Genomic DNA, 22188 nt, shown 5'->3' with positions numbered 1-22188 from the left:
GGCTTCCTTAAAAGAGTTTTTACCTTGCGGTCCAGATGCCGCAGTGTTGGCTCGCCTGTACCCTCGGAAGGATCGATCTCCGGCTATGGACAATCTGGCCCACACCCTCGCGGGCGCGGCTCTCGCCGAGGCGGGATTGAAGGAAAAGACGGGCCTGGGTCTCGCCACGCTGATGATTGCGGCGAACCTGCCGGATGTCGATATCATCGTGCTCGCATTCGGAGAGAACCTCGCCTACCGCCGGGGTGTGACGCATGGCCCTATCGGCCTTTTCATTCTGCCGCTTGTCCTGACCGCCCTGATGCTGTGGTTCGACCGCTGGCAGGGCAAGCGCGGAGAGCGCCCGGCGTCCCGACTGCCGGTCCGACCCGGCTGGCTGTTGCTGCTCGCTTACATAGGTATCCTGACCCATCCATTCCTGGACTGGCTGAACGTCTACGGGATCCGCTGCCTGGCACCGTTCAGCGACGAATGGTTCTATGGCGATACGCTTTTCATTATCGACGTCTGGCTGTGGAGCGTGCTGGCGATCGGCACATTCCTGTCGCAACGACGTCGGCGGGCAGGAAAGGACGCTCCCCGCATCCCTGCGCGCGCCGCCCTGGGCGCGGTCGTGCTTTATATCGGGGCCATGGGCGCTGGCACGGCGGTCGCGGAAAACCGCACCCGCGCGGCGGTGATTTCTGCCGGCTATGGAACGCCCGACACAGTAATCGCCAGCCCGCCGCCAGTTAATCCGTTCCGGCGCGACATGATCTACCGTGCGAGCGGAAACATCGGCGAAGGCGTGGCGCGATTCACGCCGGGGCTCGACCTGCGGCTTGGCGAAGCTCCTTTTGCCGACAAAATGGACGATCCGGCCGTGGCACAGGCGATGGCAGTGTCCAAGCCGCTGCGCGATTTTCTTTTCTGGGCCCGGACGCCCTATGCCCGAATTGAGGAAACCCCGATGGGCACGAATGTCACCGTATCCGATGCGCGTTACGATGATTCGCCGAATGGCGGCACCTTCACCGTGAAGGTGGCATTGCCGGCCGAGTGAGACCAAACCATCCCAACAGCGCCCATCCCACCATCAGAATGACGCCGCCCGTGGGCGCCACCGGCCCCAGGGACACCGCCAACAGAGCGCTGCTGTAAAGAGCGCCCGCAAACAACAGCGTTCCGGTCTGAAAGACGATCGCGGTAAGGATGGACGCCCGCCCCTTCAACAGGGCGAGAGCCGCAAGAGATGCCAGAGCGTGGATGAATTGCATGACGGTCGCCGTTCCCACCGTCGGCGGAAATCCCATATGCGCCGCCGCCGCCGCCATCGCGACACCGGTCAGCCCATAAAGGGCGGCGATGAAGATCAGTACGCGCCGTATCACGCGACCGGCGCCGACAGTTCTGATTCCGCCTGCGCCGCTGCCGCCGCTTCGGCGGCAGCCTCCCACGCCAGCAGGATGGAGGGATGGCGCGCCTTGTGAGGCTGTGCAGGGCCAAATATCTCAAGCTCCGTCAGCGGGTGTGGCAGGGGCGTCCCCTCTGCCAGAAATCCTCGCAGCGCATCGGCCGCAGAGCGCAGTTCGGCAGCGTTCAGCCCCATCACCCGGCTTCCCAGCAATGAAGCCGATGCTTGCCCCAGCGCGCAGGCGCGAACTTCCTGGCCAAATTGGCTGACTTCTCCCGCCGCGTCCAGGGTAACGTCGGCGGTGACACGGCTGCCGCAGATGGGCGACACCTTTCGAACCGAGGCCTGCGGCGTCTCGAGCCGCTCGTCCAGCGGGATGGCAGCGGCCAGGCGCAGGATGCGGGTATTGTATAGCTGCTCTGACATTATCGATCGATATAGGGCGTGGTGCGCACGCCGCCAATGCACGCCCGAGGGCCGAGGGCGCGGGCCATCATGCGCGGGGCGCTATTTTGCCCGCCCGTGTACAAACTGGTCGACCAGCGGATTGCCACTATTTTCCAGCTGGTCCACCGGGCCAGACCAGATGATCCGCCCCTCGTGCAGCATGGCGACTCGGTCGGCGATGATCTTCGCGCTTTCCATGTCGTGCGTGATGGTCAGGGCAGTGGCGCCAATGCCCGTGGTCAGATTGCGAATCAGATGATTGATCGTATTCGCACGGATTGGGTCCAGGCCCGTCGTCGGCTCGTCAAAGAAGATCAGGTCCGGGTTCGCCGCGATCGCCCGCGCCAGCGCCACACGCTTTTGCATGCCGCCGGAAATTTCCGCCGGGCGCAGATCGGCGACTCTTTCTTCCAGGCCCACCTTTTCCAGCATTGCAACAGCGATGCGGCGCATCTCCTTCGATTTTCTTTGGCGGCCGCGTGTCAGGGCAAAGGTGATGTTGCGCCACACGTTCATTGAATCGAACAGTGCGCCGCCCTGGAACAGCATTCCACAGCGATCGCGCACTTCCTCACGCTCGCTGCGGGGCGCGTCGGTCATATCCACGTCGTCGATCAGGATCGTACCTGTGTCGGGCGGCATCAGGCCCAGAATACACTTCAGCAGAACCGACTTGCCGGTACCCGACCCGCCGATGATAACCAGCGATTCGCCCGGCGTGGCGCCCAGATTAACGCCATCAAGAACGATCTTGTCGCCAAAGCTTTTTCGCAGGCCGGCGATCTCAATGGATGCGCCCTTGCGCCGTTGTTGGCCGTCTTCCACCATCAGCCGAATACCAGCACGGTGATGATCAGGTTCGCCAGCAGGATCATCAGGAAGGCAGAAACGACGCCGTTGGTCGTCGCGCGTCCCACACCGGCGGCGCCGCCTTCGGTATGATAGCCGTGATAACAGCCCATCAGCGCCAGCAGGAATCCGAATACGCCCGCCTTCACCATGGAGGAGACGATATCGTCCCATTCCAGATAGGCGCGCGTGGTTTCCAGATAATTCGCCCCGTTGAAGCCCAGTCGGTAAACCGCGAGGATATACCCGCCCAGCACACCGATGGCATTGGCAACCAACACGAGCAGCGGCATGACTATGGTACCGGCGAACAGGCGCGGCGCGATCAGGAATTGAAAGGGGTCGGTACGCAGGGTCTTCAGCGCGTCGATCTGTTCGGTCACGCGCATGGTCCCCAGCTCTGCCGCCATGGCGGAGGATACCCGGCCCGCCACCATCAGTCCGCCCAGAACCGGGGCCAGTTCGCGAACCATGGCGATCACCGTCACTGCAGGAACCGTGCTTTCCGCGTTGAAGCGGCTACCGCCGACATAGATTTGCTGGGCCAGCGCCGCGCCCGTAAAAAGGGCCGTCAGGCCGACCACCGGAAGGCTGAAATAGCCGAGCGAAATCAACTGCTCGATCAGCCGAATAGGATAATAAGGCGGCCTCATCGCGGACCAGATGGCGCGTGCGGCGAAAATGGACGCACGTCCGATAGACGCGAACAGGGCAATAATGGCCGCGCCCGGACGAGAAAAGACCTGAATAAGCGTTTCCATCATATATACCGCCGCTGATAGCGGTGGCCGAGGCCAGTAAGCAACTCATATTGGCTCTGCCCCGAAACGGCCGAGACCGCCGGCAGGTCATATTCCACTTCGACCCAGTCACCCTCGTCGACGTGAGCGTTGCCAATATCGACTGTCGTTAGGTCCATCGAAATCCGTCCGATGACAGGTCGCCGCTCTCCGCCGACGAGGACTTGACCTTCATTGGAAAAGCCGCGCCGATAGCCGTCGGCATAGCCGATGTTCAGCACCGCAACCCTCGTACCCACCTCAGCGCGCCACATACCGTTATAGCCAACGATGTCGCCTGCCGCCACGTGCCGGACAATGAGTACTTCCGCCTGGGGACGAACGACCTGCTGAAGGCAGCCCGCCGCCATCGGATGCGGAACGCCGCCATAGATGCCAAGGCCGGGTCGCGTCATGCCGAAGGCGAAATCCGGCCCCCGGCATATACCCGCCGAACCGGCAAGCGCCGCACGCGGCGGTCTGACGCTCGCGACGATCTCCTGAAAGCGGCGCTGCTGAATATCGTTCAGCGGGTTGTCCGGCTCGTCCGCGCTGGCGAGATGGGAATGCAGGGTACCGAGGTTCAGCCCGTCCAGCATTCCCCTCTCGAATTCACGCCAGCCAATACCCAAACGGTTCATTCCGGTGTCGACCATGACGTCGCATTTCCCGCCGGGCGCCGCTTCGCGCCAGCGGGCGATCTGCTCCTGACTGTTCAGGACGGGGACGATACCGGGTATCGGCTTCTCGCCTGGCCGCAGCCCATGAAGCGCATAAACGGTGCAACCGTCTGCCAGCGGCAATAGCCGCGCCGCCTCTTCGAAGGTGGTGACGAAAAATTCCCGGCATCCGGCACCGGCCAGGGCCGTGACGACCGCGTCCGCGCCAAGTCCATAGCCGTTCGCCTTGACGGCGGCGCCCGTGACTGCGCCATGCGAATGGTCGCGAAACCAGGTCCAGTTTGCCGTCAGTGCCTGCAGGTCGATGTTGAGGCGCAGAGGACCGTCGCCGTTCGCGCCGGCAGGCGTCATTCCCATGCCGCCAGCGGAGGAAGGCTCATCAATATCGCCTCGATATTACCGCCGGTCTTCAGCCCGAACAGGGTACCGCGATCATGCACCAGATTGAATTCGGTATAGAGGCCGCGATAACGCAGTTGCGCCTGCCGATCCTCCTCCGTCCATGACTCGTGCATGCGGCGCCGGACGAGCTTCGGATACGCGGACAGGAATGTTTCGCCCACGTCCTTGGTAAAGGCGAAATCGGCATCCCAGCCGCCGATCTCTGCGGCGCTGGACAAGCGATCGTAGAATATACCGCCGACACCGCGGGCGCGCTTGCGATGCGGAACGTAGAAATATTCGTCGCACCACTTTTGGTAGCCGGGCCCGTCCGCCACCTCGTGCCGTGCGCAGCAGTCTTGCCAGTCGCGGTGCCAGTCCTCGGTATCCTCCGCGCGCGGCAAGGGCGGATTCAGGTCGCCGCCGCCGCCGAACCAGTCGCGCGTCGTCACCAGATAACGTGTATTCATGTGGACCGCTGGAACGTGCGGACTCGCCATATGCGCCACCAGACTAATCCCCGTCGCAAAGAAACGAGGATCGTCGTCCGCACCCGGAATCGTCTTGGCGAATTCCGGTTCGAAGGTTCCCTCCACGGTAGAGATGTTGACGCCCACTTTCTCGAACAGGCGCCCCTTCATCATCGACATTACGCCGCCGCCGCCGGGTTCACCGGACGGATCCTCTCTTTCCCACGACTTTCGCACGAACCGCCCCGGCGAACCGGACAGGTGCGTCGCCTCGTCTTCCAGCGTTTCGAATTCCGCGCAGATTCGGTTGCGCAGGCTGGTGAACCAGTTGCGGGCAAGGGTTTTTCGGTCGGCGGGCGCGGTCATATTCCGCGCGCCTCTATGCGAAATTTCCGCCCGGTGCCAGTGAAGGTCGAACAACTCGCGGAACATGAGGTAGGTCTCGCGGCAAATTGCCCGTTGCACTTTTGCCCTCTGCGCGGCTATCAGGCGCGGCAGCATTTCAGATGGGGGCTGGCAGCGAGAACCCGCGCGCTCCCGCAACCTAAGAGTACAGGGACTTCTTCATGGCAACAGCTCCTGACGCCGGGGATCACACTGTCGGCGAAGCCGTCGGTCATTCTCCAGATGGTGTCCGTCGTCGCGATTTCATCTATGTCGCCACCGGCGCCTTTGCAGGCGTGGGCGCGGTTGCCGCCATATGGCCGTTCGTCGATCAGATGAACCCCAGTGCCGACGTGCTGGCGCTGGCATCGGTTGAGGTCAACCTGGCACAGCTGGCCGAGGGGCAGGGCATCAAGGTGTCATGGCGCGGCAAGCCCGTTTTCATCCAGCACCTCCCGCCCGCCAAGATCGCCGAAGCACAGGCAGTGGATGTTTCCTCGCTGCGCGATCCGCAAACCTATGATGAGCGCACCCAGGACGGGCATCGCCAGTATCTGATCCAAGTTGGCGTCTGCACTCACCTTGGTTGCATTCCTTCTGGGGTGGCCTCGGGCGAGGTGAAGGGCGACTTCGACGGCTTCTTCTGCCCCTGCCACGGATCGCATTATGATGACGCGGGGCGCATCCGGAAGGGTCCGGCGCCGAAGAACCTCGTCATTCCCGAATATGAATTCCTGTCCGACACCAATGTGAGGATCGGCTGATGTCCTTTGGCTGGAGCAAACCCTACGAGCCGAAGAGCGATTTCGGCAAATGGATGGACGCGCGTCTGCCGCTCCCTCGTCTGGTCTATGGATCGGTCGGCGGCGGCTATGAAGTGCCTAAGAACATCAATTATTTCTATAATTTCGGCGTTCTGTCCGGCCTCGCGCTGCTGATCCAGATCGTCACCGGCATCGTTCTGGCCATGCATTACGCGGCCAATACCGAGGTGGCGTTTTCCTCCGTTGAGCACATCATGCGCAACGTCAACTATGGTTGGCTGATGCGCTACATGCACGCCAACGGCGCCAGCTTCTTCTTCATCGTCGTTTATCTGCACATGTGGCGCGGTCTCTATTACGGCTCTTACAAGGCCCCTCGTGAGATGGTCTGGATGCTTGGCGTGGTCATCTTCCTGCTGATGATGGCAACGGCGTTCATGGGATACGTTCTGCCCTGGGGTCAGATGAGCTTCTGGGGTGCGACCGTTATCACCAACCTGTTCTCCGCGATCCCGATCGTCGGCGACACGCTGGTGACCTTCCTCCTCGGCGGCTTTGCAGTGGACAATGCGACCCTGAACCGCTTCTTCAGCCTGCACTTCCTGCTGCCCTTCGTGATCGCCGGCGTGGTGATTCTGAAGATCTGGTCGCTGCACATCCCGGGGTCGAACAACCCCACGGGCGTGGAGGTGAAGGGGCCCGCGGACACAATCCCGTTCCACCCCTATTTCACGGCAAAGGACCTGTTCGGCGTCGGCGTCTACCTGATCGCCTTCTCGATCTTCCTGTTCTTCATGCCGAACTTCCTTGGGCACCCGGATAATTATATCGAGGCGAACGCCCTTGCGACGCCGGAGCACATCGTTCCCGAATGGTATTTCTGGCCATTCTACGCGATCCTGCGCGCCTTTACGTTCGACTTCATCCTGCCTGCCAAGCTGTGGGGCGTGATCGCCATGGGTGCAGCCATCGTGCTGCTCTTCTTCCTGCCATGGCTCGACTCGTCGCCGGTCAAGTCGATGCGCTACCGCCCGAAGGCGCGCATGTGGACATGGGTGCTGGCCGCGGACATTATCGTGCTGTCATGGTGTGGCGGTGCAGTCGCGGAACAGCCGTACATCATCATCTCGCAGATCGCCTCGATGTACTATTTCGCGCACTTCCTGATCATCCTGCCGCTCGTTTCGCGGACGGAGACGCCCTTGCCGCTGCCCGCATCGATTTCCGAAGCGGTCTTGAAGGGCAAGGAATCGACCGGCGCGCCCGCAGGGCAGCCAGACTCCGGTCCCGCCCCCGTCGCTCCCGAAGCTCAGCCCGCTGAATAGGACGCATACATGTTTCGTTTCATCTCCTACGCCATCGGGCTGGTATTCATCTTCGTACTGGCGCTTGCGGCCGTCACCGGCCTCATCGACTCTGCAGGTGCGGAAACCAGCGAGGCCGATCTGGTCCGTGAAGAATTCCACGCCTCCAACAAGGACGTTCATTGGTCTTGGGAAGGGCCGATGGGACTCGGCGTCTTCGGCGGCTTCGACGATCGTCAGTTGCAGCGCGGATTTCAGGTCTACAAGGAAGTCTGCTCCAGCTGTCACAGCCTGAAGCGCGTCGCTTTCCGCAGCCTTCAGGATATCGGCTTCAACGAAGCCGAGGTGAAGCAGATCGCTGCCGACTGGATCAACGAAGTTCCAGACATCAATCCGGACACTGGCGAGACGACCACGCGTAAGGCCACGCCTGCCGATACCATCCCGCTCGTCTATCCGAACGAGATCGCTGCACGCGCCGCCAATAACAACGCGCTGCCGCCAGACATGTCGCTGCTGACGAAGGCACGGCCCCACGGGTCCGACTATCTTTACTCGCTGATTACCGGCTATGAGCCTGTCCCTGCCAACTTCCCTGAGGATCAGGTTTCAGAAGGGCTGCACTACAACCCGCATTTCCACAGCCTGTGGATCGCCATGCCGCCGCAGCTTTCCGATGGCCTCATCACCTATGCCGATGGTACGCCGGCAACGGTCGACCAGATGGGTCAGGACGTGACCGCGTTCCTGACCTGGGCGGCGGAACCGAAGATGGAGGCCCGCAAGGCCGCCGGTATCGGTACCATCGTCTTCCTGATCATCTTCACGGCCTTCGCCTACGTCGCATATCGCCGCGTGTGGGCGGACGTGAAGCACTGAGGGCTTCAGCACCCTTTTGGCCGTCACTCCCTTTCGGGCGGCAATCCATAACCGGTCGCGCCAGACCGCATTGCAAATCACGCAGACTTATGGATTGCCGCTCGCCCGGGTCAGATATTTGACGTGACCGTTCTGGGCATCATTGGCGGCAGCGGACTTTACGATCTCGATTCGTTGGAAGATCGCGAGTGGCGGCCAGTCACGACCCCTTGGGGCAATCCTTCCGATGACCTGCTCTTCGGCCGTATCGGCGAGCGACGCATGGTCTTCCTGCCCCGGCATGGCCGCGGCCATCGCCTTCTTCCACATGAAATCAATTATCGCGCAAACGTCGCCGCACTGAAGCTCGCCGGCTGCACCGATGTCCTGTCAGTAGCGGCATGCGGTTCCTTCCGGGAAGAACTGCCGCCCGGCAGTTTCGTGATGATCGATCAAATCGTCGACCGCACGCGGGCGCGGCCGCGCACCTTCTTCGGAGAGGGGATCGCCGCGCACGTCGGCCTCTCCGATCCTATTTGCGGGCGTCTCCGCGGCATTGTCGGAGATGCTGCAGCCCAGGCCGAAATCAATGTCACACAAAATGGCACCTATCTCTGCATGGAGGGACCGCAATTTTCAACGCGGGCGGAGTCGCGCCTTTATCGCGCCGGTGGCCTGGATGTGATCGGGATGACAGCCATGCCCGAAGCCGCCCTCGCGCGGGAGGCGGAGCTTTGTTACGCCGTCATGGCCATGGTCACCGACTATGACAGCTGGCAGGACGACGAGGGCGGCGCGCATACGGCAGACATCCTTTCTGTGATGCATGCCAATGTGGAATATGCACGCAACATCGTTACCGCCCTTGCCCGTCTCGATCATGGCGACCGCCAACCGTGTTCGCATGGCTGCGACAGGGCACTCGACCACGCCATCATCACCCCCCGCGCGGCATGGCCGGACATGACAGTCCGTGCGCTGCAAACGATTGCCGGACGTGTCCTCTCGTGACGATCGATCTGAAATCGTTGATTCGGACGATTCCCGATTATCCGCGCCGCGGCATTCGTTTTCGCGACATCTCGACCCTGCTGACCGACCCGGCCGGTTTCGGCGATGCCGTCGAACGCATGGTATCGCTTGCGCCCCGCGATATTGATCTGGTCGCCGGTATAGAGGCGCGCGGCTTCCTCTTCGCGGGCGCAATGGCCGCGCGGCTGGATGCCGGCGTTCTGATGATCCGCAAGTCGGGCAAGCTCCCCGGTCCCGCCATGGGCGCCGATTATGCGCTGGAATATGGTGCCGACCGGCTGGAAATGCACCAGAATTCGGTACCGAAGGATGCCCGCGTTCTTATCGTCGATGATCTGATCGCCACTGGCGGCACTGCCATCGCGGCGACAAAACTGATCGAAAGCGCGGGTGGCGAATGCGCCGGCGCCGTCTTCCTGATCGATCTGCCGGACCTAGGCGGTGCGGCGCGGCTTCGCGACAGCGGCCTGGATGTCCACGCGTTGATCGAATTCGAGGGCGAATAGCCGACTGGCCCCGCCGCCCATTGCTTTCGCGAAGGTAGATGGCAGGATGCGCGCACTCTTTCCCATCTGAAGGGCGGAAATCCATGGCCGAACGCACGCTGCATCCTGAAACCCTGGCGCTTCACGCCGGCTGGCGCGCAGATCCCGCCACGGGGGCCGTCGCCCCGCCTATCTATCAAACGACCTCCTATCAGTTTCGCGACACCGAACATGCCGCGAGCCTGTTCGCTCTGTCGGAAATGGGCAATATCTACACGCGGATCGGCAATCCCACGACCGACATATTGGAACAGCGTGTGACAGCACTGGAGGGCGGCGCGGCCGCCGTCGCGGTTGCGTCCGGTCAGGCCGCGTCCGCCTATGCGATCCAGACGCTCGCCCGCGCCGGGGACAATATCGTCAGCGGCACCGACCTTTATGGCGGCACCTATAATCTGTTCACCAACACGCTACCGGACATGGGGATAGAGGTGCGTTTCGTCGATCCCGCCGACCCGGACGCCTTCGCCCGCGCCGCGGATGACAAGACACGCGCCTTTTACGCCGAAACCCTACCCAATCCGAAACTGGCCGTCTGCCCCATAGGCGAGATCGCCGCGGCCGGCCGGCCGCTCGGCATTCCGCTGATCATGGATAATACGGCCGCGCCCCTCCTCTGCCGCCCCTTCGATCATGGCGCGGCGATCATCGTCTATTCGACGACGAAATATATTGGCGGTCACGGAACCAGCATCGGCGGTATGGTCATCGACGGCGGCAATTTGGACTGGGCGGCACATGCCAAGCGACAGCCCATGCTGAACCGGCCCGACCCCAGCTATCACGGCGTTGTCTGGGCAGAGGCGGCAAAGGCCCATGGGCCGGTCGCTTATGCCCTCCGCCTGCGCACCGTGCTGCTTCGCGATCTGGGCGCCGCGCTATCGCCGCTCAGCGCTTTTCAATTGATCCAGGGTGTCGAAACACTGCCGCTACGCATGCCCCGCCACTGCGACAATGCGCTGAACGTCGCCGCTTTCCTGAACGAACGGAGCGGGGTGACCCGCACGATCCATCCGTCGCTTGCGACGGGGGTGCAGAAGGACCGCGCGCAGAAATATATGACCGGCGGTCTGGGTGCCTTGGTCGGCTTTGAACTGGCGGGGGGAGAGGCGGCAGGTCGCGCCTTCATCGACGCGCTGCAGCTGTTCTACCATGTCGCCAATATCGGCGACGCCCGCAGCCTGGCCATTCATCCCGCGTCGACCACCCACTCTCAGCTGTCGTTAAAAGATCTGGAACTGACGGGCGTATCGGCCGGCTATGTCCGCCTGTCCATTGGCCTCGAACATAGTGACGACATCATCGCCGACCTCGACCAGGCACTGACGGCGGCGGGGGCGTAAACGCCTCCTGCCCGCTATGTGCCCAGTTGGGAGTCCGTCGATGGCCGCGTCGCCACCAAGACGATAGATTTCATGGTCATCACCGCCTGATCCTTTTGATTGAAGACGGTAACCAGCGAATGCACGGAACCCAGTTCCGGTCGCGACCGGCTGGGCCGCACATCGGTCAGTTCGGTTTCCACGCGCAATATGTCGCCGGGAAAGACCGGTTTCAGCCAGCGCAGTTCGTCGATCCCGGGTGAACCCAACCCGGCTCGCCTGTCACTTTTCTGATCCTCGACGATCATCGCCATGGTCATCGCGCAAGTGTGCCATCCCGATGCGCTCAACCGACCGAAATGCGTCTTGGCCGCCGCTTCGTCATCCAGGTGAAACGCCTGGGGATCATACTTGCGCGCAAAATCCAGCACCTCTTCGCGCGTGACCTCATAGCGACCAAACTGCGCCTTCGTACCGACGATCAGGTCCTCTAGATATTTCATGATTAGGATTCCTGCGCTGAAAAAAGGGCGACCGTCACCAAGCGTCCTGCCTCACACATTAAAGCGGAAATGCATGACGTCGCCGTCGCGGACCAGATATTCCTTGCCCTCCAGGCGCAGTTTGCCGGCCTCTTTCGCGCCCGTTTCTCCGCCGCAAGCGACGAAATCGTCATAGGCGGTGGTTTCCGCGCGGATGAAGCCCTTCTCGAAGTCGGTGTGGATTTCACCCGCTGCATTCGGTGCAGTGGCACCCTTCGGCGTCGTCCAGGCCCGTGCTTCCTTTGGCCCCACGGTGAAGAAAGTGATCAAGTCCAACAGGCTGTATCCCGCACGGATAATCCGGGACAGGCCGGTTTCGGAAAGGCCGAGGTCGGACAGGAAATCGGCGCGATCGGCTGGGTCCATCTGGCTGATTTCCGCTTCGATCGCGGCGGATATCACAACGCTCAGCGCGCCTTCCGCTTCCGCCTTTTTCGCGACCGCTTCGGAATATGCATTGCCCGTCGCCGCTTCCTCCTCGCCGACATTGCAGACGTAGAGCACGGGCTTGGCTGTCAGCAGCTGCGCCTGCTTTAAGACACGCGCCTCCTCGATATCCTTCGGTTCGGTCAGACGGGCGGGCTTTCCATCCAGCAGCAATTTCAGCGCCTGCCCCAGAACGCTCGCCTGGATCTTGGCTTCCTTATCTCCCTGTGCCGCCTTCTTCTCGGCAGCGGGAACCCGGCGCTCCAGACTTTCAACGTCGGCCAGCATCAGTTCGGTTTCAACGACTTCGGCGTCGGCAACCGGGTCTACACGGCCATCGACATGGGTGATGTCGTCATCCTCAAAGCATCGCAGCACATGAACGATGGCGTCGACCTCGCGAATGTTCGCAAGGAATTGATTGCCGAGCCCCTCACCAGAGGAAGCGCCCTTCACCAGTCCGGCAATGTCGACAAAGGCCAACTGCGTCGGAATGGTCTTTGCCGATTTCGCGATCTCCGCCAGCTTGTCCAGCCGGGGGTCGGGAACGCCGACCTGTCCGACATTGGGTTCGATCGTGCAAAACGGAAAGTTCGCCGCCTGCGCAGCCTGCGTTTCCGTTAAGGCGTTGAACAGAGTGGACTTGCCGACATTGGGCAGGCCGACGATACCGCATTTGAAACCCATGTAATTCTCAGTCCTCTTTCATCCGCCAGGCACAGTGGCGGCAATCCGCGACGCCATATGCGGGATATATATTGATGTGCGCCAAATTTCGCAGCCATGCCTGCACATCAGCGCCCGCTCTCATCGGGGCGTCAGCGGCGGAATGCAAGACCTGCGGCGGCCGTCTGCCACCCGTGCTATGACCTATAGAAGGCGGCGCACCGGGCGGGCCATAAAAGCCAACGGGGAGGATGAAAGCGCTGAGGTAAATCCATCTATCCGGTCGCGCCGCCTCAACACCTTTCTTAGCATGCTTTCTAGCCTGGGTGACAACCCTTTGCGCTCAGCCATTGCGAGATGCTCTTCCACAATAGACCGCTTGTCGTAGAGGCTGCCCTTGTACCACAGTGCCTCGTCGCGCCGGGCCAAGTCTGGAAATCCATCCAGCTTTCCCAGCAGTTCCAGTTCAATCGCGGTGCGAACGCATTTACCACACCTGCCGCAATTATAGTCCTCGCCATCGTTAACGGCGCAGACGCGCAGAAATGCCTTGGTCAGGTCTTCATCCCAGGCGAAAATCTTTTCGACCTTCTCGGCGCGCGTCACTTCGCAGCCATCGTGAATGATCGTGCAGGCATCATTGGAAAACAGCTCGTCCGTGAGGGGCGACGTGCCATAGCGCATTTCAAGGCCGCTATAACTGTGCGTCGATCCGATGCAGATAAAATCGAAGTTCCCGGACAGCGCCAAGCCGATGCTGGCAAGCACACTGCCGATATAATGTGGCTCCCACTCCAGGGTGACCTCGGTTGATTCCGCTATGTTTCGCAGATTGGTTGTGCCGATAATCAGATTTAAGCCGACCTCTTCGGCAAACTTCCGGGCCTGTTCGGTTGTGCCGGCGAGATCACCCATCCGGTCGAGGCGGTTTTCAACGCCGATCATATAAACGATGTCCGTCAATCTGGCGGGCAGTGCGGCGGCATCGTTTATATGTTTCAGGACCGTGTAAAGCGAATCGACGCCTCCCGAGAAAAACGCGGCTGCCCGTCCGGTGGGTCGGACGAGTGTCGTACCACGGTCCAGCTTCAGATCGACCAACGGCAGTTGCGGGAACCATTGGTGATAAATGCGGGCAAGACGTGGAAGCTGGGTATGCAGGCGTGGGGATATTGCCTGCTCGGCTGATAGGGCTTCGCCATTTGCCATGGCCGGCATCAGCATGGCCGCCACAAATGGGTCTGCTGCGTTTTCCGGTCCCGCCAGCCCCTCGCCCCGAAACTCGAAATAGGCTTCCTCGCGCGCGCCTGCCGTAAAGATTTCAGCGGTTAAGCGCAGTGTATGCTTTTCAACGACAATAGAAGGATTGCGAATTTCCATCATGAGTTCCTTCTATGGCGGGCGCGGGACCAAACGCGCGGCGTTCTAACAGCAAAAAGTCAGCATAGCGGGAAAATTTTGCGTACGCCCTGCCCCTTGTGCCCACGGGCATCAGCGTCGATAGTCGGGCCATGGCGCTGGCAGCACGCGAATGGCAATTCCGGATCGACCGGGGCGGCACCTTTACCGATATCGTTGCGCTGGGGCCGGACGGCCGCGTGACGACGGCAAAGCTGCTGTCCGATAATCCCGAAGCATATGACGATGCGGCGGTTGAGGGCATGCGGCAACTGACCGGCACGGCGAAGGGCGATGCGCTGCCGCCGCTCGATCTTCGTATGGGAACGACGGTTGCCACCAACGCCCTGCTGGAACGCAAGGGCGAGCCTGTTTTGCTCGTCATCACACAGGGCTTTGGCGACGCACTGGCGATCGGATATCAGGCGCGCCCGGATCTCTTCGCGCGTCACATCGTCAAGCCCGCACCCGTCTATGCCGACGTACTGGAGGTGCAGGAACGGATCACCGTCGACGGCGAAGTTCTTTTGCCGCTCGACGAGGATCATGCCCGTGCAGGCCTCGCCGCCGCCCGAAAACGCGGCCTGCGCGCTGCGGCCATTGTCACCATGCATGGCCATGCCCATCCCGCACATGAGGCAAGGCTGGCTGAGCTGGCGCGGGAAGTGGGCTTTACCCAGGTTTCGGTCAGCCACGAGGTCGGCGCACTGATCAAGCTGATCGGACGCGGCGACACGACGGTGGTGGATGCATATCTGTCCCCCGTCCTCGACCGTTACATCGCCCGCCTGACCGCCAGTCTGGGCGAGGATGCGGACGTTCTTTTCATGCAGTCCAATGGCGGCCTGGCAGAGCCCGGCCGGTTTTGCGGCAAGGATGCGATTCTGTCCGGCCCTGCAGGCGGCATCGTCGGCATGGCAAAGACGGCCGAGGCTGCCGGATTCGACCAAATAATCGGTTTTGATATGGGCGGCACCTCGACCGACGTGTCGCATTACGCCGGCGAATATGAGCTAAGCCACGAAACCCAGGTCGCCGGCGCCCGCATTCGCGCACCGATGATGGCGATACACACCGTGGCGGCGGGCGGCGGTTCCGTCTGCCGCTTTGACGGCGTGCGCCTGCTGGTCGGCCCTGAGAGCGCGGGGGCGGTGCCTGGCCCAGCCTGCTATCGGCGGGGCGGTCCCATGACCATTACCGACTGCAATCTGATCCTGGGCAAGGTACAGCCCGACCACTTCCCCCATGTATTCGGCGAAACCGGCGATCAGCCGCTCGATCGCGCCGCATCGGAGCGTCGAATGACCAGCCTCCTCGACGAGATGGAGGCCGCGACGGGCCAGCGCATGGCGGCAGAGGATGCCGCACGTGGCCTGATCGACATTGCGGTCGCCAATATGGCGAATGCGATCAAGCGTATCAGCGTCGGGCGCGGGCGCGACGTCACGCGCTATACCCTGGCCTGCTTCGGTGGCGCAGGCGGACAGCATGCCTGTCTGGTTGCTGACGCGCTCGGCATGAAACGCGTCATGATCCACCAGCATGCCGGCGTGCTCAGCGCCTATGGCATGGGCCTGGCCGACCGGCGGGCATCGCGCGGCAGGACGCTGGGCATTCCGCTGGAGGATCAGGACGCCATCACGGACGCGCGGCAGACGCTCGCCGCCGCCGCCCTCGACGAATTGGGAGAGGCGCGCGGCACAGAGGCCGAACCGCGGACCGAGACGCGGGTATTTTTGCGCTACGAGGGTACCGACCACGCCATAGAACTTGCCTTTGCATCGACCACCGAAATGCGCGCTGCATTTGAGGATGCTCACCGCGCGCAATTCGGCTTTGTCGGCGATGCGCCACTGATCGTCGAGATGATCCGCGTGGATGCAATTGCCGCGACCGGGTCGGGGCGAGAGAACAAAGTAGATCTGCCGGACAGTTCCGGCGAACCCATCGGACAGACAAACTATGCAGGGGCGCCGATGCCGCTTTACGACCGAAGCACCCTGGCGGTCGGGTTTTCGGTTTGCGGCCCTTCGCTGATCTTCGACAGCGTATCGACGACCATGGTGGAACCAGGTTGGACGGCGCAGGTCGACCGGCTCGGAAATCTAATTCTTGAGCGCACCGGATCGGCGGACAACATCGCCGAGAGCGACAGACACGCCCCCCGCGCTCTCGATTCTTCATCCGGCGGCGAAACGCAGCCAGTGGCTTCGCCGGACCCTGTCCGCTTGGAGATATTCAATGGCCTGTTCATGGCTATTGCCGAGGAGATGGGCGCGGCGCTGCAGCGTTCTGCCTCCAGCGTCAATATTCGCGAGCGGCTGGATTTCAGCTGTGCATTGTTCGACGCAAAGGGCGCCTTGATCGCCAATGCGCCGCACATGCCCGTCCATCTGGGTTCCATGGGCGCCAGCGTGGCTGCGGTCCGCGAAAGGCGCGGCAATGGCGTTCGCCCCGGCGACGTCTATGCGCTGAACGATCCTTATGCTGGCGGCACGCACCTGCCCGACATTACGGTGATCATGCCGGTTTTCCTGCGTCCGGAAGATGACGCCCCCGCCTATTGGGTGGCCGCGCGTGGTCATCATGCGGACATTGGCGGTATCGCCCCCGGGTCGATGCCGCCGGGCAGCCGCACGATCGCGGAAGAGGGCATATTGTTCGACAATGTACGCATTGTGACCAATGGCGCGTTTCAGGATGGCGAGGTCCGCGCACTGCTCGGCTCCGGCCCTCATCTGGCGCGAAACCCGGATCAGAATATTGCCGACCTGAAGGCGCAGATTGCCGCCTGCGCGCGCGGCGCCGAACAGTTGCGTCGCATCGCGGCCGATTACGGGCGCGGTGTGGTCGACGCCTATATGGAACATGTGCAGGATCAGGCAGAGGCGGCCGTCCGCCGCCTGCTTGGCCGGATCAGCGGCGGCCATATGCGCTACGAGCTCGACCAGGGGGCCGCGGTTGAAGTGAGGGTCGATATAGAGGGGGACCGCGCAAGCGTGGACTTCACCGGCACCTCGCCCCAGCTGGATGGAAATTTCAACGCGCCCTACGCGGTCGTGCGGGCCGCCGTCCTCTATGTCGTTCGGACGCTGCTCGATGAGGATATACCGATGAATGACGGCTGCCTGCGGCCAGTCGAAATTCACGTTCCCGAGGGGTCGATGCTGAACCCGCGCCCTCCCGCCGCGGTGGTCGCCGGCAATGTCGAAACCAGCCAGGTCATTTGCGATGCGCTGTTCGGCGCGCTGGGCGCGATGGCGGCGGCGCAGGGCACGATGAACAATTTTACCTTCGGCAATGATTCCTACCAATATTATGAAACCATAGCGGGCGGATCGGGAGCAGGCGCCGACTTTGACGGCGCCGACGCGGTGCAAACGCATATGACCAACAGCCGCCTGACCGATCCCGAAATCCTGGAGACGCGCTTTCCCGTCGTGCTGGAGGAATTTTCCATTCGACGCGGATCGGGCGGTACCGGCCTTCACAAGGGCGGAGACGGGGTCGTTCGCCGTCTGCGGTTCCGCGAAGCGGTGGAGGCGAACCTGCTGGCAAACCGCCGGCGAATCGCGCCCTTTGGTTTGGCCGGTGGCGCAGACGCCCTGCCAGGTACGGCCCGGGTCGAACGCGCCGATGGTACGATAGAAACCATCGGCAGCACGGGCAGCGCATCGCTGGCGCCCGGCGACGCCTTCCTGATCGAAACACCAGGCGGCGGCGGCGGCTATGGAGACCCGGGCTAGCGGATCGCGATCCCATCCCGCCGGGATAGAAGCAGCGTAAATCCTTACACGTTCCGTCCCATATGCACTTGACGTTTACGCGCACCGTGCAAATCTACTGGACAAGCGGGGCCGCCGCACTGGCGCGGCCGGTTCCTGGGATGAGGAACCTTATATGCCTGCGTTTTCACGCGAACTTGAAGCTACCCTCCACAACGCGCTCGCCCAGGCGGCACAGCGCAGCCACGAATATGCGACGCTGGAACATCTGCTCTTCGCCCTTATGTCTGACGAGCATGCGGGCGCGGTCATTCGCGCTTGCGGCGTCGATCTGGAAATTCTGGGCGGACAGCTGACGGAATATCTGGATAATGAGCTTGAGCCGCTGCGCACCAGCGCCTCGGTCGATCCCAATCCCACGGCCGGTTTTCAGCGCGTGGTTCAGCGCGCCATCCTGCACGTGCAATCGTCCGGCCGGGACGAGGTCACGGGGGCCAACGTCCTCGTCGCCCTGTTCTCGGAGCGTGAGAGCCATGCCGTCTATTTCCTGCAGCAGCAGGACATGACGCGCCTGGATGCCGTGTCCTATCTCAGCCACGGGGTGGCCAAGAACGGCACCGCAAAGCCGAAGGTTGCGCAAGGGACGGAAGAGGCCGACGCCGCCGACACCAAGAAAAAGGGCAAGCAAACCGAATCGCCGCTCGATCAGTTCACCGTGAACCTTAATGAAAAGGCGAAATCGGGCAAGATCGACCCCCTGATCGGCCGTCATGGAGAGGTGGATCGCACGATCCAGATTCTCTGCCGCCGCTCAAAGAACAACCCGCTCTATGTGGGCGACCCGGGCGTCGGCAAGACCGCTATCGCCGAGGGGCTGGCGCGCCGCATCACGGAAGGGGACGTGCCGGAAGTCCTGAAGGACGCCGTCATCTTCTCGCTCGACATGGGCGCCCTCCTTGCCGGAACGCGCTATCGCGGCGATTTCGAGGAGCGGCTGAAGGGCGTCGTGTCAGAGCTTGAGGACAAGCCAGAGGCCATTCTGTTCATTGACGAAATTCACACGGTGATTGGCGCGGGCGCCACGTCCGGCGGCGCCATGGATGCGTCGAACCTTTTGAAGCCGGCCCTGTCATCGGGGTCAATCCGCTGCATTGGTTCGACCACCTACAAGGAATTCCGCAATCATTTCGAGAAAGACCGCGCCCTGCTGCGCCGGTTCCAGAAGATCGATGTCACGGAACCGACCGTTGAGGACACGATCAAGATAATGCACGGCCTGAAACCCTATTTCGAGCGCCATCATGCGGTGAAATATACTCATGACGCGATCAAATCGGCGGTGGAGCTGAGCGCCCGTTACATCAATGACCGCAAGCTGCCGGACAAGGCCATCGACGTCATCGACGAGGTTGGCGCGTCGCAGAACCTGCTCGCAAAGTCGAAGCGCAAAAAGACGATGGGCGTGAAGGAGGTGGAGGCGGTCATCTCCACCATGGCGCGCATTCCGCCGAAATCGGTGTCATCGGACGACAAATTGCAGCTGGCGACGCTGGAACAGGATCTGAAACGCGTTGTATTCGGCCAGGACAAGGCCATTTCCACGCTATCCTCCGCCATCAAGCTGTCGCGCGCTGGCCTTCGCGAGCCGAACAAGCCCATCGGCAATTATCTGTTCTCCGGCCCCACGGGTGTCGGCAAGACCGAAGTTGCAAAGCAGCTTGCCTCCATTCTCGGCATCCCGCTGCAACGCTTCGACATGTCGGAATATATGGAACGCCACAGCGTCTCGCGCCTGATCGGCGCCCCTCCGGGCTATGTCGGCTATGATCAGGGCGGACAGCTGACCGATGCCGTGGACCAGAACCCGCACAGCGTCCTCCTGCTCGACGAGATCGAAAAGGCGCACCCGGACCTGTTCAACATTCTTCTGCAGGTCATGGATGCGGGCAAGCTGACCGACCACCACGGCAAGACGGTGGATTTCCGCAACATCATCCTGATCATGACGACCAATGCAGGCGCGGCGGAAATGGCGAAGGAAGCCATCGGCTTTGGCGCCTCCACGCGGGAGGGAGAGGATGAGGAAGCCATCAAGCGCATGTTCTCGCCCGAATTCCGCAACCGCCTGGATGCGGTCGTGCCGTTCGACTATCTGCCCACGGAAGTCGTCGGCATGGTCGCGGAAAAATTCGTTCTGGAGCTGGAGCTGCAACTGGCCGACCGTGATGTCCACATCAGCCTTGGCGACGACGCAAAGGCGTGGCTGACCGAACGCGGTTATGATCGTCTATATGGCGCCCGGCCGATGGGCCGTCTTATTCAGACGGAAATCAAACAGCCCCTTGCAGAAGAACTGCTATTTGGCAGACTGATGCATGGCGGCGAGGTCGTGGTGCGTATGAAGGACGGCAAGCCCTCCTTCGAAATCACCGCAGCTCCGCCCAAGCCCAAGCGCAAACCGCCCGGCAAGAAGAAGGCGTCTGACGATGCGGAGGCCTCCAGTGCCGGCAAGGGGGGCGACGAAGGAGACAAGGTCGATGCATAATGACGGAATAGACTGGAAACGCACCGGCCTCGTCGCCGGTGCCGTCGCCGCACTGGTCGGCGTGTCACAGATCGATAATCTGTTCGATCACGATTCCCGCGCTGGGCTGGTCTGGCATTCTTCCGGCGACGATTTCGGTCTGCACGTCCCGCACGAACGGGCCGATGTGCGCGTGGAGGTCGATGCTGTGCGCGACCGGGTGCAGAACATGGATGAGCGCCTTGCCAATGGCAGCGGCGCCTTCGAAGCAAGCTCGGATGCGTTCGAGCTGGAGATGGAACGTCTTGCTGACCAGCTCGAGAAGCTCGCCGACGAGCATGAGGATGCACGCGGCGCAGAACGCGCGGCAATCGAATCGCAGATGCGGCAATTGGGCGGGCGAATGGCGCAACTGACCACGGAGATGGCCGGCAATGCAATTAGCGAGGCACTGGGCCAATAGGCTGCGCCCAGCACGGCCGCGGCTGATGATCGGCACTCCCGTCGCCTGACGCCCCTGACGCGCGTCCGCACCGGACGATTAAGGCAGCGGCCGCTTGTGCTGTTCCGCACCACCAAACGACCCTGCTATCGTCTCCACCTGCAAATGGTGTGGCCCGGTTGGAAAGCTCCTCTAGCTGAAACGACACGCGACAACTTTCAGCCGCCGTTCAGGTCAGCTTCGATGTTCGCCCCTCAGGCAGCGGCTTTCGTGAGTAATCTCCTATCCGTGCCGATGTGCGCGCACAGAACGGCTCCTGGCGTCTGCCGTCTCCTGGGGCATTGGTGCCTGCCGACAGATTAAACGCGTCAGCAGCACCCGGCATTCCCGCGATGTCCGCAGATGAGCGCCGCACATAAAAAAGGTCCGGCAAGGTTTCCCTTGCCGGACCCCTTAAGTCCGATCGGCTCGGGCGCTCACGCCCCTCCTGACCTATTCGCGGTTGCCGAACAATTGCAGCAGGAACAGGAACATGTTGATGAAGTCGAGGTAGAGGGTCAGGGCGCCCATCACGATGGACTTGCCCATGAAATCGGTCCCTGCGACCTGGAAGTAGATATTCTTGATCTTCTGCGTATCGTAAGCCGTCAGGCCGGCGAAGATCAGCACGCCAAGGATCGAAATGGCCAGTTGCAGAACCGACGATCCGACGAAGATGTTGATCAGTGATGCGACCAGGATACCGATCACACCCATGATCAGGAACGTGCCCATCCCGCTCAGATCTTTCTTCGTGGTGTAACCCCACAGGCTAAGGCCAGCAAAGGCAGCCGCCGTGGCAAAGAAGACCTGCGCAATCGACGTGTTCGTATAAGCCAGAAAGATATACGAAATGCTGACGCCCATCACTGTCGCAAAGCCCCAGAAGGTGGCTTGCGCGGCGAATGTCGACATTCTGTTCAGGCCAAAGCTGAGCGCCAGGACAAAGCCCAGCGGAGCCAGCATCACGACCCAGCGCAGAATGCCACCGGAATAGAACAGCTGCTCGGCCATACCGCTCTGCGCGAACAGAAACGCGACGAGGCCGGTCAGCAGGACGCCGGATGCCATGTAATTATAGACCGACAGCATGTACTTCCTGAGGCCCGCATCATAGCTGGCCCCGCCGGCGCGCGGAACCGCGGTCGCGGATGCGCCATGCTGGCGGACGGTGAAACGAGGATCGGTACGGTTTACCATCGCTCTGTACTCTCTCCC

At 61.8% G+C, this 22188-nt stretch carries 20 protein-coding genes; 10 read left to right on the top strand and 10 right to left on the bottom strand.

Annotated features, from left to right (window positions below; all coding sequences use genetic code 11):
- Positions 1–85: 85 nt before the first annotated feature.
- On the top strand, positions 86–1042 hold the full coding sequence (locus ACSMXM_RS16560) for a metal-dependent hydrolase (RefSeq protein WP_460317552.1): 957 nt from the start codon (positions 86–88) through the stop codon (positions 1040–1042).
- Here the strand turns inward: ACSMXM_RS16560 and ACSMXM_RS16555 are convergent.
- The 6 genes from ACSMXM_RS16555 to hemF form a co-directional block, all read right to left on the bottom strand.
- Positions 1011–1370 (bottom strand): DUF423 domain-containing protein, encoded by a 360-nt coding sequence (locus ACSMXM_RS16555; protein WP_460317551.1) that lies wholly within the window; start codon positions 1368–1370, stop codon positions 1011–1013. The genes ACSMXM_RS16560 and ACSMXM_RS16555 overlap by 32 nt on opposite strands.
- Positions 1367–1819: an iron-sulfur cluster assembly scaffold protein gene (locus tag ACSMXM_RS16550; RefSeq protein ID WP_460317550.1), complete on the bottom strand. Its 453-nt coding sequence runs from the start codon at positions 1817–1819 to the stop codon at positions 1367–1369. The genes ACSMXM_RS16555 and ACSMXM_RS16550 overlap by 4 nt, the downstream gene beginning before the upstream one ends.
- An 81-nt stretch (positions 1820–1900) precedes the next feature.
- The gene (locus tag ACSMXM_RS16545) at positions 1901–2668 is read right to left on the bottom strand and encodes an ABC transporter ATP-binding protein (RefSeq protein ID WP_460317549.1); all 768 of its coding nucleotides are present in this window, start codon (positions 2666–2668) and stop codon (positions 1901–1903) included.
- Positions 2668–3453, bottom strand: coding sequence for an MlaE family ABC transporter permease (locus tag ACSMXM_RS16540; RefSeq protein ID WP_460317548.1), 786 nt, complete (start codon positions 3451–3453; stop codon positions 2668–2670). Before ACSMXM_RS16540 ends, ACSMXM_RS16545 begins: the two co-directional genes overlap by 1 nt.
- On the bottom strand, positions 3450–4499 hold the full coding sequence (alr, locus tag ACSMXM_RS16535) for an alanine racemase (RefSeq protein ID WP_460317547.1): 1050 nt from the start codon (positions 4497–4499) through the stop codon (positions 3450–3452). Before alr ends, ACSMXM_RS16540 begins: the two co-directional genes overlap by 4 nt.
- Complete coding sequence (gene hemF / locus ACSMXM_RS16530; RefSeq protein ID WP_460317546.1) at positions 4496–5365, bottom strand: oxygen-dependent coproporphyrinogen oxidase; 870 nt, start codon at positions 5363–5365, stop codon at positions 4496–4498. The genes alr and hemF overlap by 4 nt, the downstream gene beginning before the upstream one ends.
- 200 nt (positions 5366–5565) lie before the next feature.
- On the opposite strand from hemF, the gene petA reads away from it, so the two are divergent.
- The 6 genes from petA (at position 5566) to ACSMXM_RS16500 (ending at position 11229) form a co-directional block, all read left to right on the top strand.
- Positions 5566–6147 (top strand): ubiquinol-cytochrome c reductase iron-sulfur subunit, encoded by a 582-nt coding sequence (petA, locus tag ACSMXM_RS16525; RefSeq protein WP_460317545.1) that lies wholly within the window; start codon positions 5566–5568, stop codon positions 6145–6147.
- Positions 6147–7472, top strand: a complete 1326-nt coding sequence (locus tag ACSMXM_RS16520; protein WP_460317544.1) for a cytochrome b — start codon at positions 6147–6149, stop codon at positions 7470–7472. The genes petA and ACSMXM_RS16520 overlap by 1 nt, the downstream gene beginning before the upstream one ends.
- A gap of 9 nt (positions 7473–7481) precedes the next feature.
- Positions 7482–8330 carry a cytochrome c1 gene (locus ACSMXM_RS16515; protein ID WP_460317543.1) on the top strand — a complete coding sequence of 283 codons (849 nt, stop codon included), beginning with the start codon at positions 7482–7484 and terminating at the stop codon, positions 8328–8330.
- Positions 8331–8453: 123 nt separating this feature from the next.
- On the top strand, positions 8454–9320 hold the full coding sequence (gene mtnP, locus ACSMXM_RS16510; RefSeq protein WP_460317542.1) for an S-methyl-5'-thioadenosine phosphorylase: 867 nt from the start codon (positions 8454–8456) through the stop codon (positions 9318–9320).
- Positions 9317–9847 (top strand): adenine phosphoribosyltransferase, encoded by a 531-nt coding sequence (locus tag ACSMXM_RS16505; protein WP_460317541.1) that lies wholly within the window; start codon positions 9317–9319, stop codon positions 9845–9847. Before mtnP ends, ACSMXM_RS16505 begins: the two co-directional genes overlap by 4 nt.
- 83 nt (positions 9848–9930) lie before the next feature.
- The gene (locus tag ACSMXM_RS16500) at positions 9931–11229 is read left to right on the top strand and encodes an O-acetylhomoserine aminocarboxypropyltransferase/cysteine synthase family protein (RefSeq protein ID WP_460317540.1); all 1299 of its coding nucleotides are present in this window, start codon (positions 9931–9933) and stop codon (positions 11227–11229) included.
- Between the two features lie 14 nt (positions 11230–11243).
- On the opposite strand, the gene ACSMXM_RS16495 is transcribed toward ACSMXM_RS16500, so the two are convergent.
- The 3 genes from ACSMXM_RS16495 to ACSMXM_RS16485 all read right to left on the bottom strand — a co-directional run bounded on the left by ACSMXM_RS16495 (position 11244) and on the right by ACSMXM_RS16485 (position 14225).
- Positions 11244–11711 carry a MaoC family dehydratase gene (locus tag ACSMXM_RS16495; RefSeq protein ID WP_460317539.1) on the bottom strand — a complete coding sequence of 156 codons (468 nt, stop codon included), beginning with the start codon at positions 11709–11711 and terminating at the stop codon, positions 11244–11246.
- A 51-nt stretch (positions 11712–11762) separates the two neighbouring features.
- Entirely contained in the window at positions 11763–12863 is a 1101-nt protein-coding gene (gene ychF, locus ACSMXM_RS16490; RefSeq protein ID WP_460317538.1) for a redox-regulated ATPase YchF, read from the bottom strand.
- A gap of 183 nt (positions 12864–13046) precedes the next feature.
- Entirely contained in the window at positions 13047–14225 is a 1179-nt protein-coding gene (locus ACSMXM_RS16485; protein WP_460317537.1) for a hypothetical protein, read from the bottom strand.
- Between the two features lie 128 nt (positions 14226–14353).
- Here ACSMXM_RS16485 and ACSMXM_RS16480 point away from each other — a divergent pair, with 128 nt between their 5' ends.
- From ACSMXM_RS16480 to ACSMXM_RS16470, 3 genes are all read left to right on the top strand, one after another.
- On the top strand, positions 14354–17986 hold the full coding sequence (locus ACSMXM_RS16480; protein ID WP_460317536.1) for a hydantoinase B/oxoprolinase family protein: 3633 nt from the start codon (positions 14354–14356) through the stop codon (positions 17984–17986).
- Between the two features lie 154 nt (positions 17987–18140).
- Positions 18141–20510 carry an ATP-dependent Clp protease ATP-binding subunit ClpA gene (clpA, locus tag ACSMXM_RS16475; RefSeq protein WP_460317535.1) on the top strand — a complete coding sequence of 790 codons (2370 nt, stop codon included), beginning with the start codon at positions 18141–18143 and terminating at the stop codon, positions 20508–20510.
- Positions 20503–20952 (top strand): hypothetical protein, encoded by a 450-nt coding sequence (locus tag ACSMXM_RS16470; protein WP_460317534.1) that lies wholly within the window; start codon positions 20503–20505, stop codon positions 20950–20952. Before clpA ends, ACSMXM_RS16470 begins: the two co-directional genes overlap by 8 nt.
- A 471-nt stretch (positions 20953–21423) precedes the next feature.
- On the opposite strand, the gene ACSMXM_RS16465 is transcribed toward ACSMXM_RS16470, so the two are convergent.
- The gene (locus tag ACSMXM_RS16465) at positions 21424–22170 is read right to left on the bottom strand and encodes a Bax inhibitor-1/YccA family protein (protein ID WP_460317533.1); all 747 of its coding nucleotides are present in this window, start codon (positions 22168–22170) and stop codon (positions 21424–21426) included.
- Positions 22171–22188: the final 18 nt, after the last annotated feature.

The organism is Pacificimonas sp. ICDLI1SI03, from assembly GCF_054740865.1.
This window is presented reverse-complemented; position numbering and strand designations above follow the sequence as displayed.

Excerpts from the sequence above, each read along its gene's own strand:
- ACSMXM_RS16560 (WP_460317552.1), top strand. The coding sequence starts at position 86 with ATGGACAATCTGGCCCACACCCTCGCGGGCGCGGCTCTCGCCGAGGCG.
- ACSMXM_RS16550 (WP_460317550.1), bottom strand. The coding sequence starts at position 1,819 with ATGTCAGAGCAGCTATACAATACCCGCATCCTGCGCCTGGCCGCTGCC.
- ACSMXM_RS16545 (WP_460317549.1), bottom strand. The coding sequence starts at position 2,668 with ATGGTGGAAGACGGCCAACAACGGCGCAAGGGCGCATCCATTGAGATC.
- ACSMXM_RS16540 (WP_460317548.1), bottom strand. The coding sequence starts at position 3,453 with ATGATGGAAACGCTTATTCAGGTCTTTTCTCGTCCGGGCGCGGCCATT.
- alr (WP_460317547.1), bottom strand. The coding sequence starts at position 4,499 with ATGACGCCTGCCGGCGCGAACGGCGACGGTCCTCTGCGCCTCAACATC.
- hemF (WP_460317546.1), bottom strand. The coding sequence starts at position 5,365 with ATGACCGCGCCCGCCGACCGAAAAACCCTTGCCCGCAACTGGTTCACC.
- petA (WP_460317545.1), top strand. The coding sequence starts at position 5,566 with ATGGCAACAGCTCCTGACGCCGGGGATCACACTGTCGGCGAAGCCGTC.
- ACSMXM_RS16520 (WP_460317544.1), top strand. The coding sequence starts at position 6,147 with ATGTCCTTTGGCTGGAGCAAACCCTACGAGCCGAAGAGCGATTTCGGC.
- ACSMXM_RS16515 (WP_460317543.1), top strand. The coding sequence starts at position 7,482 with ATGTTTCGTTTCATCTCCTACGCCATCGGGCTGGTATTCATCTTCGTA.
- ACSMXM_RS16500 (WP_460317540.1), top strand. The coding sequence starts at position 9,931 with ATGGCCGAACGCACGCTGCATCCTGAAACCCTGGCGCTTCACGCCGGC.
- ACSMXM_RS16495 (WP_460317539.1), bottom strand. The coding sequence starts at position 11,711 with ATGAAATATCTAGAGGACCTGATCGTCGGTACGAAGGCGCAGTTTGGT.
- ychF (WP_460317538.1), bottom strand. The coding sequence starts at position 12,863 with ATGGGTTTCAAATGCGGTATCGTCGGCCTGCCCAATGTCGGCAAGTCC.
- ACSMXM_RS16485 (WP_460317537.1), bottom strand. The coding sequence starts at position 14,225 with ATGATGGAAATTCGCAATCCTTCTATTGTCGTTGAAAAGCATACACTG.
- ACSMXM_RS16480 (WP_460317536.1), top strand. The coding sequence starts at position 14,354 with ATGGCGCTGGCAGCACGCGAATGGCAATTCCGGATCGACCGGGGCGGC.
- clpA (WP_460317535.1), top strand. The coding sequence starts at position 18,141 with ATGCCTGCGTTTTCACGCGAACTTGAAGCTACCCTCCACAACGCGCTC.
- ACSMXM_RS16470 (WP_460317534.1), top strand. The coding sequence starts at position 20,503 with ATGCATAATGACGGAATAGACTGGAAACGCACCGGCCTCGTCGCCGGT.
- ACSMXM_RS16465 (WP_460317533.1), bottom strand. The coding sequence starts at position 22,170 with ATGGTAAACCGTACCGATCCTCGTTTCACCGTCCGCCAGCATGGCGCA.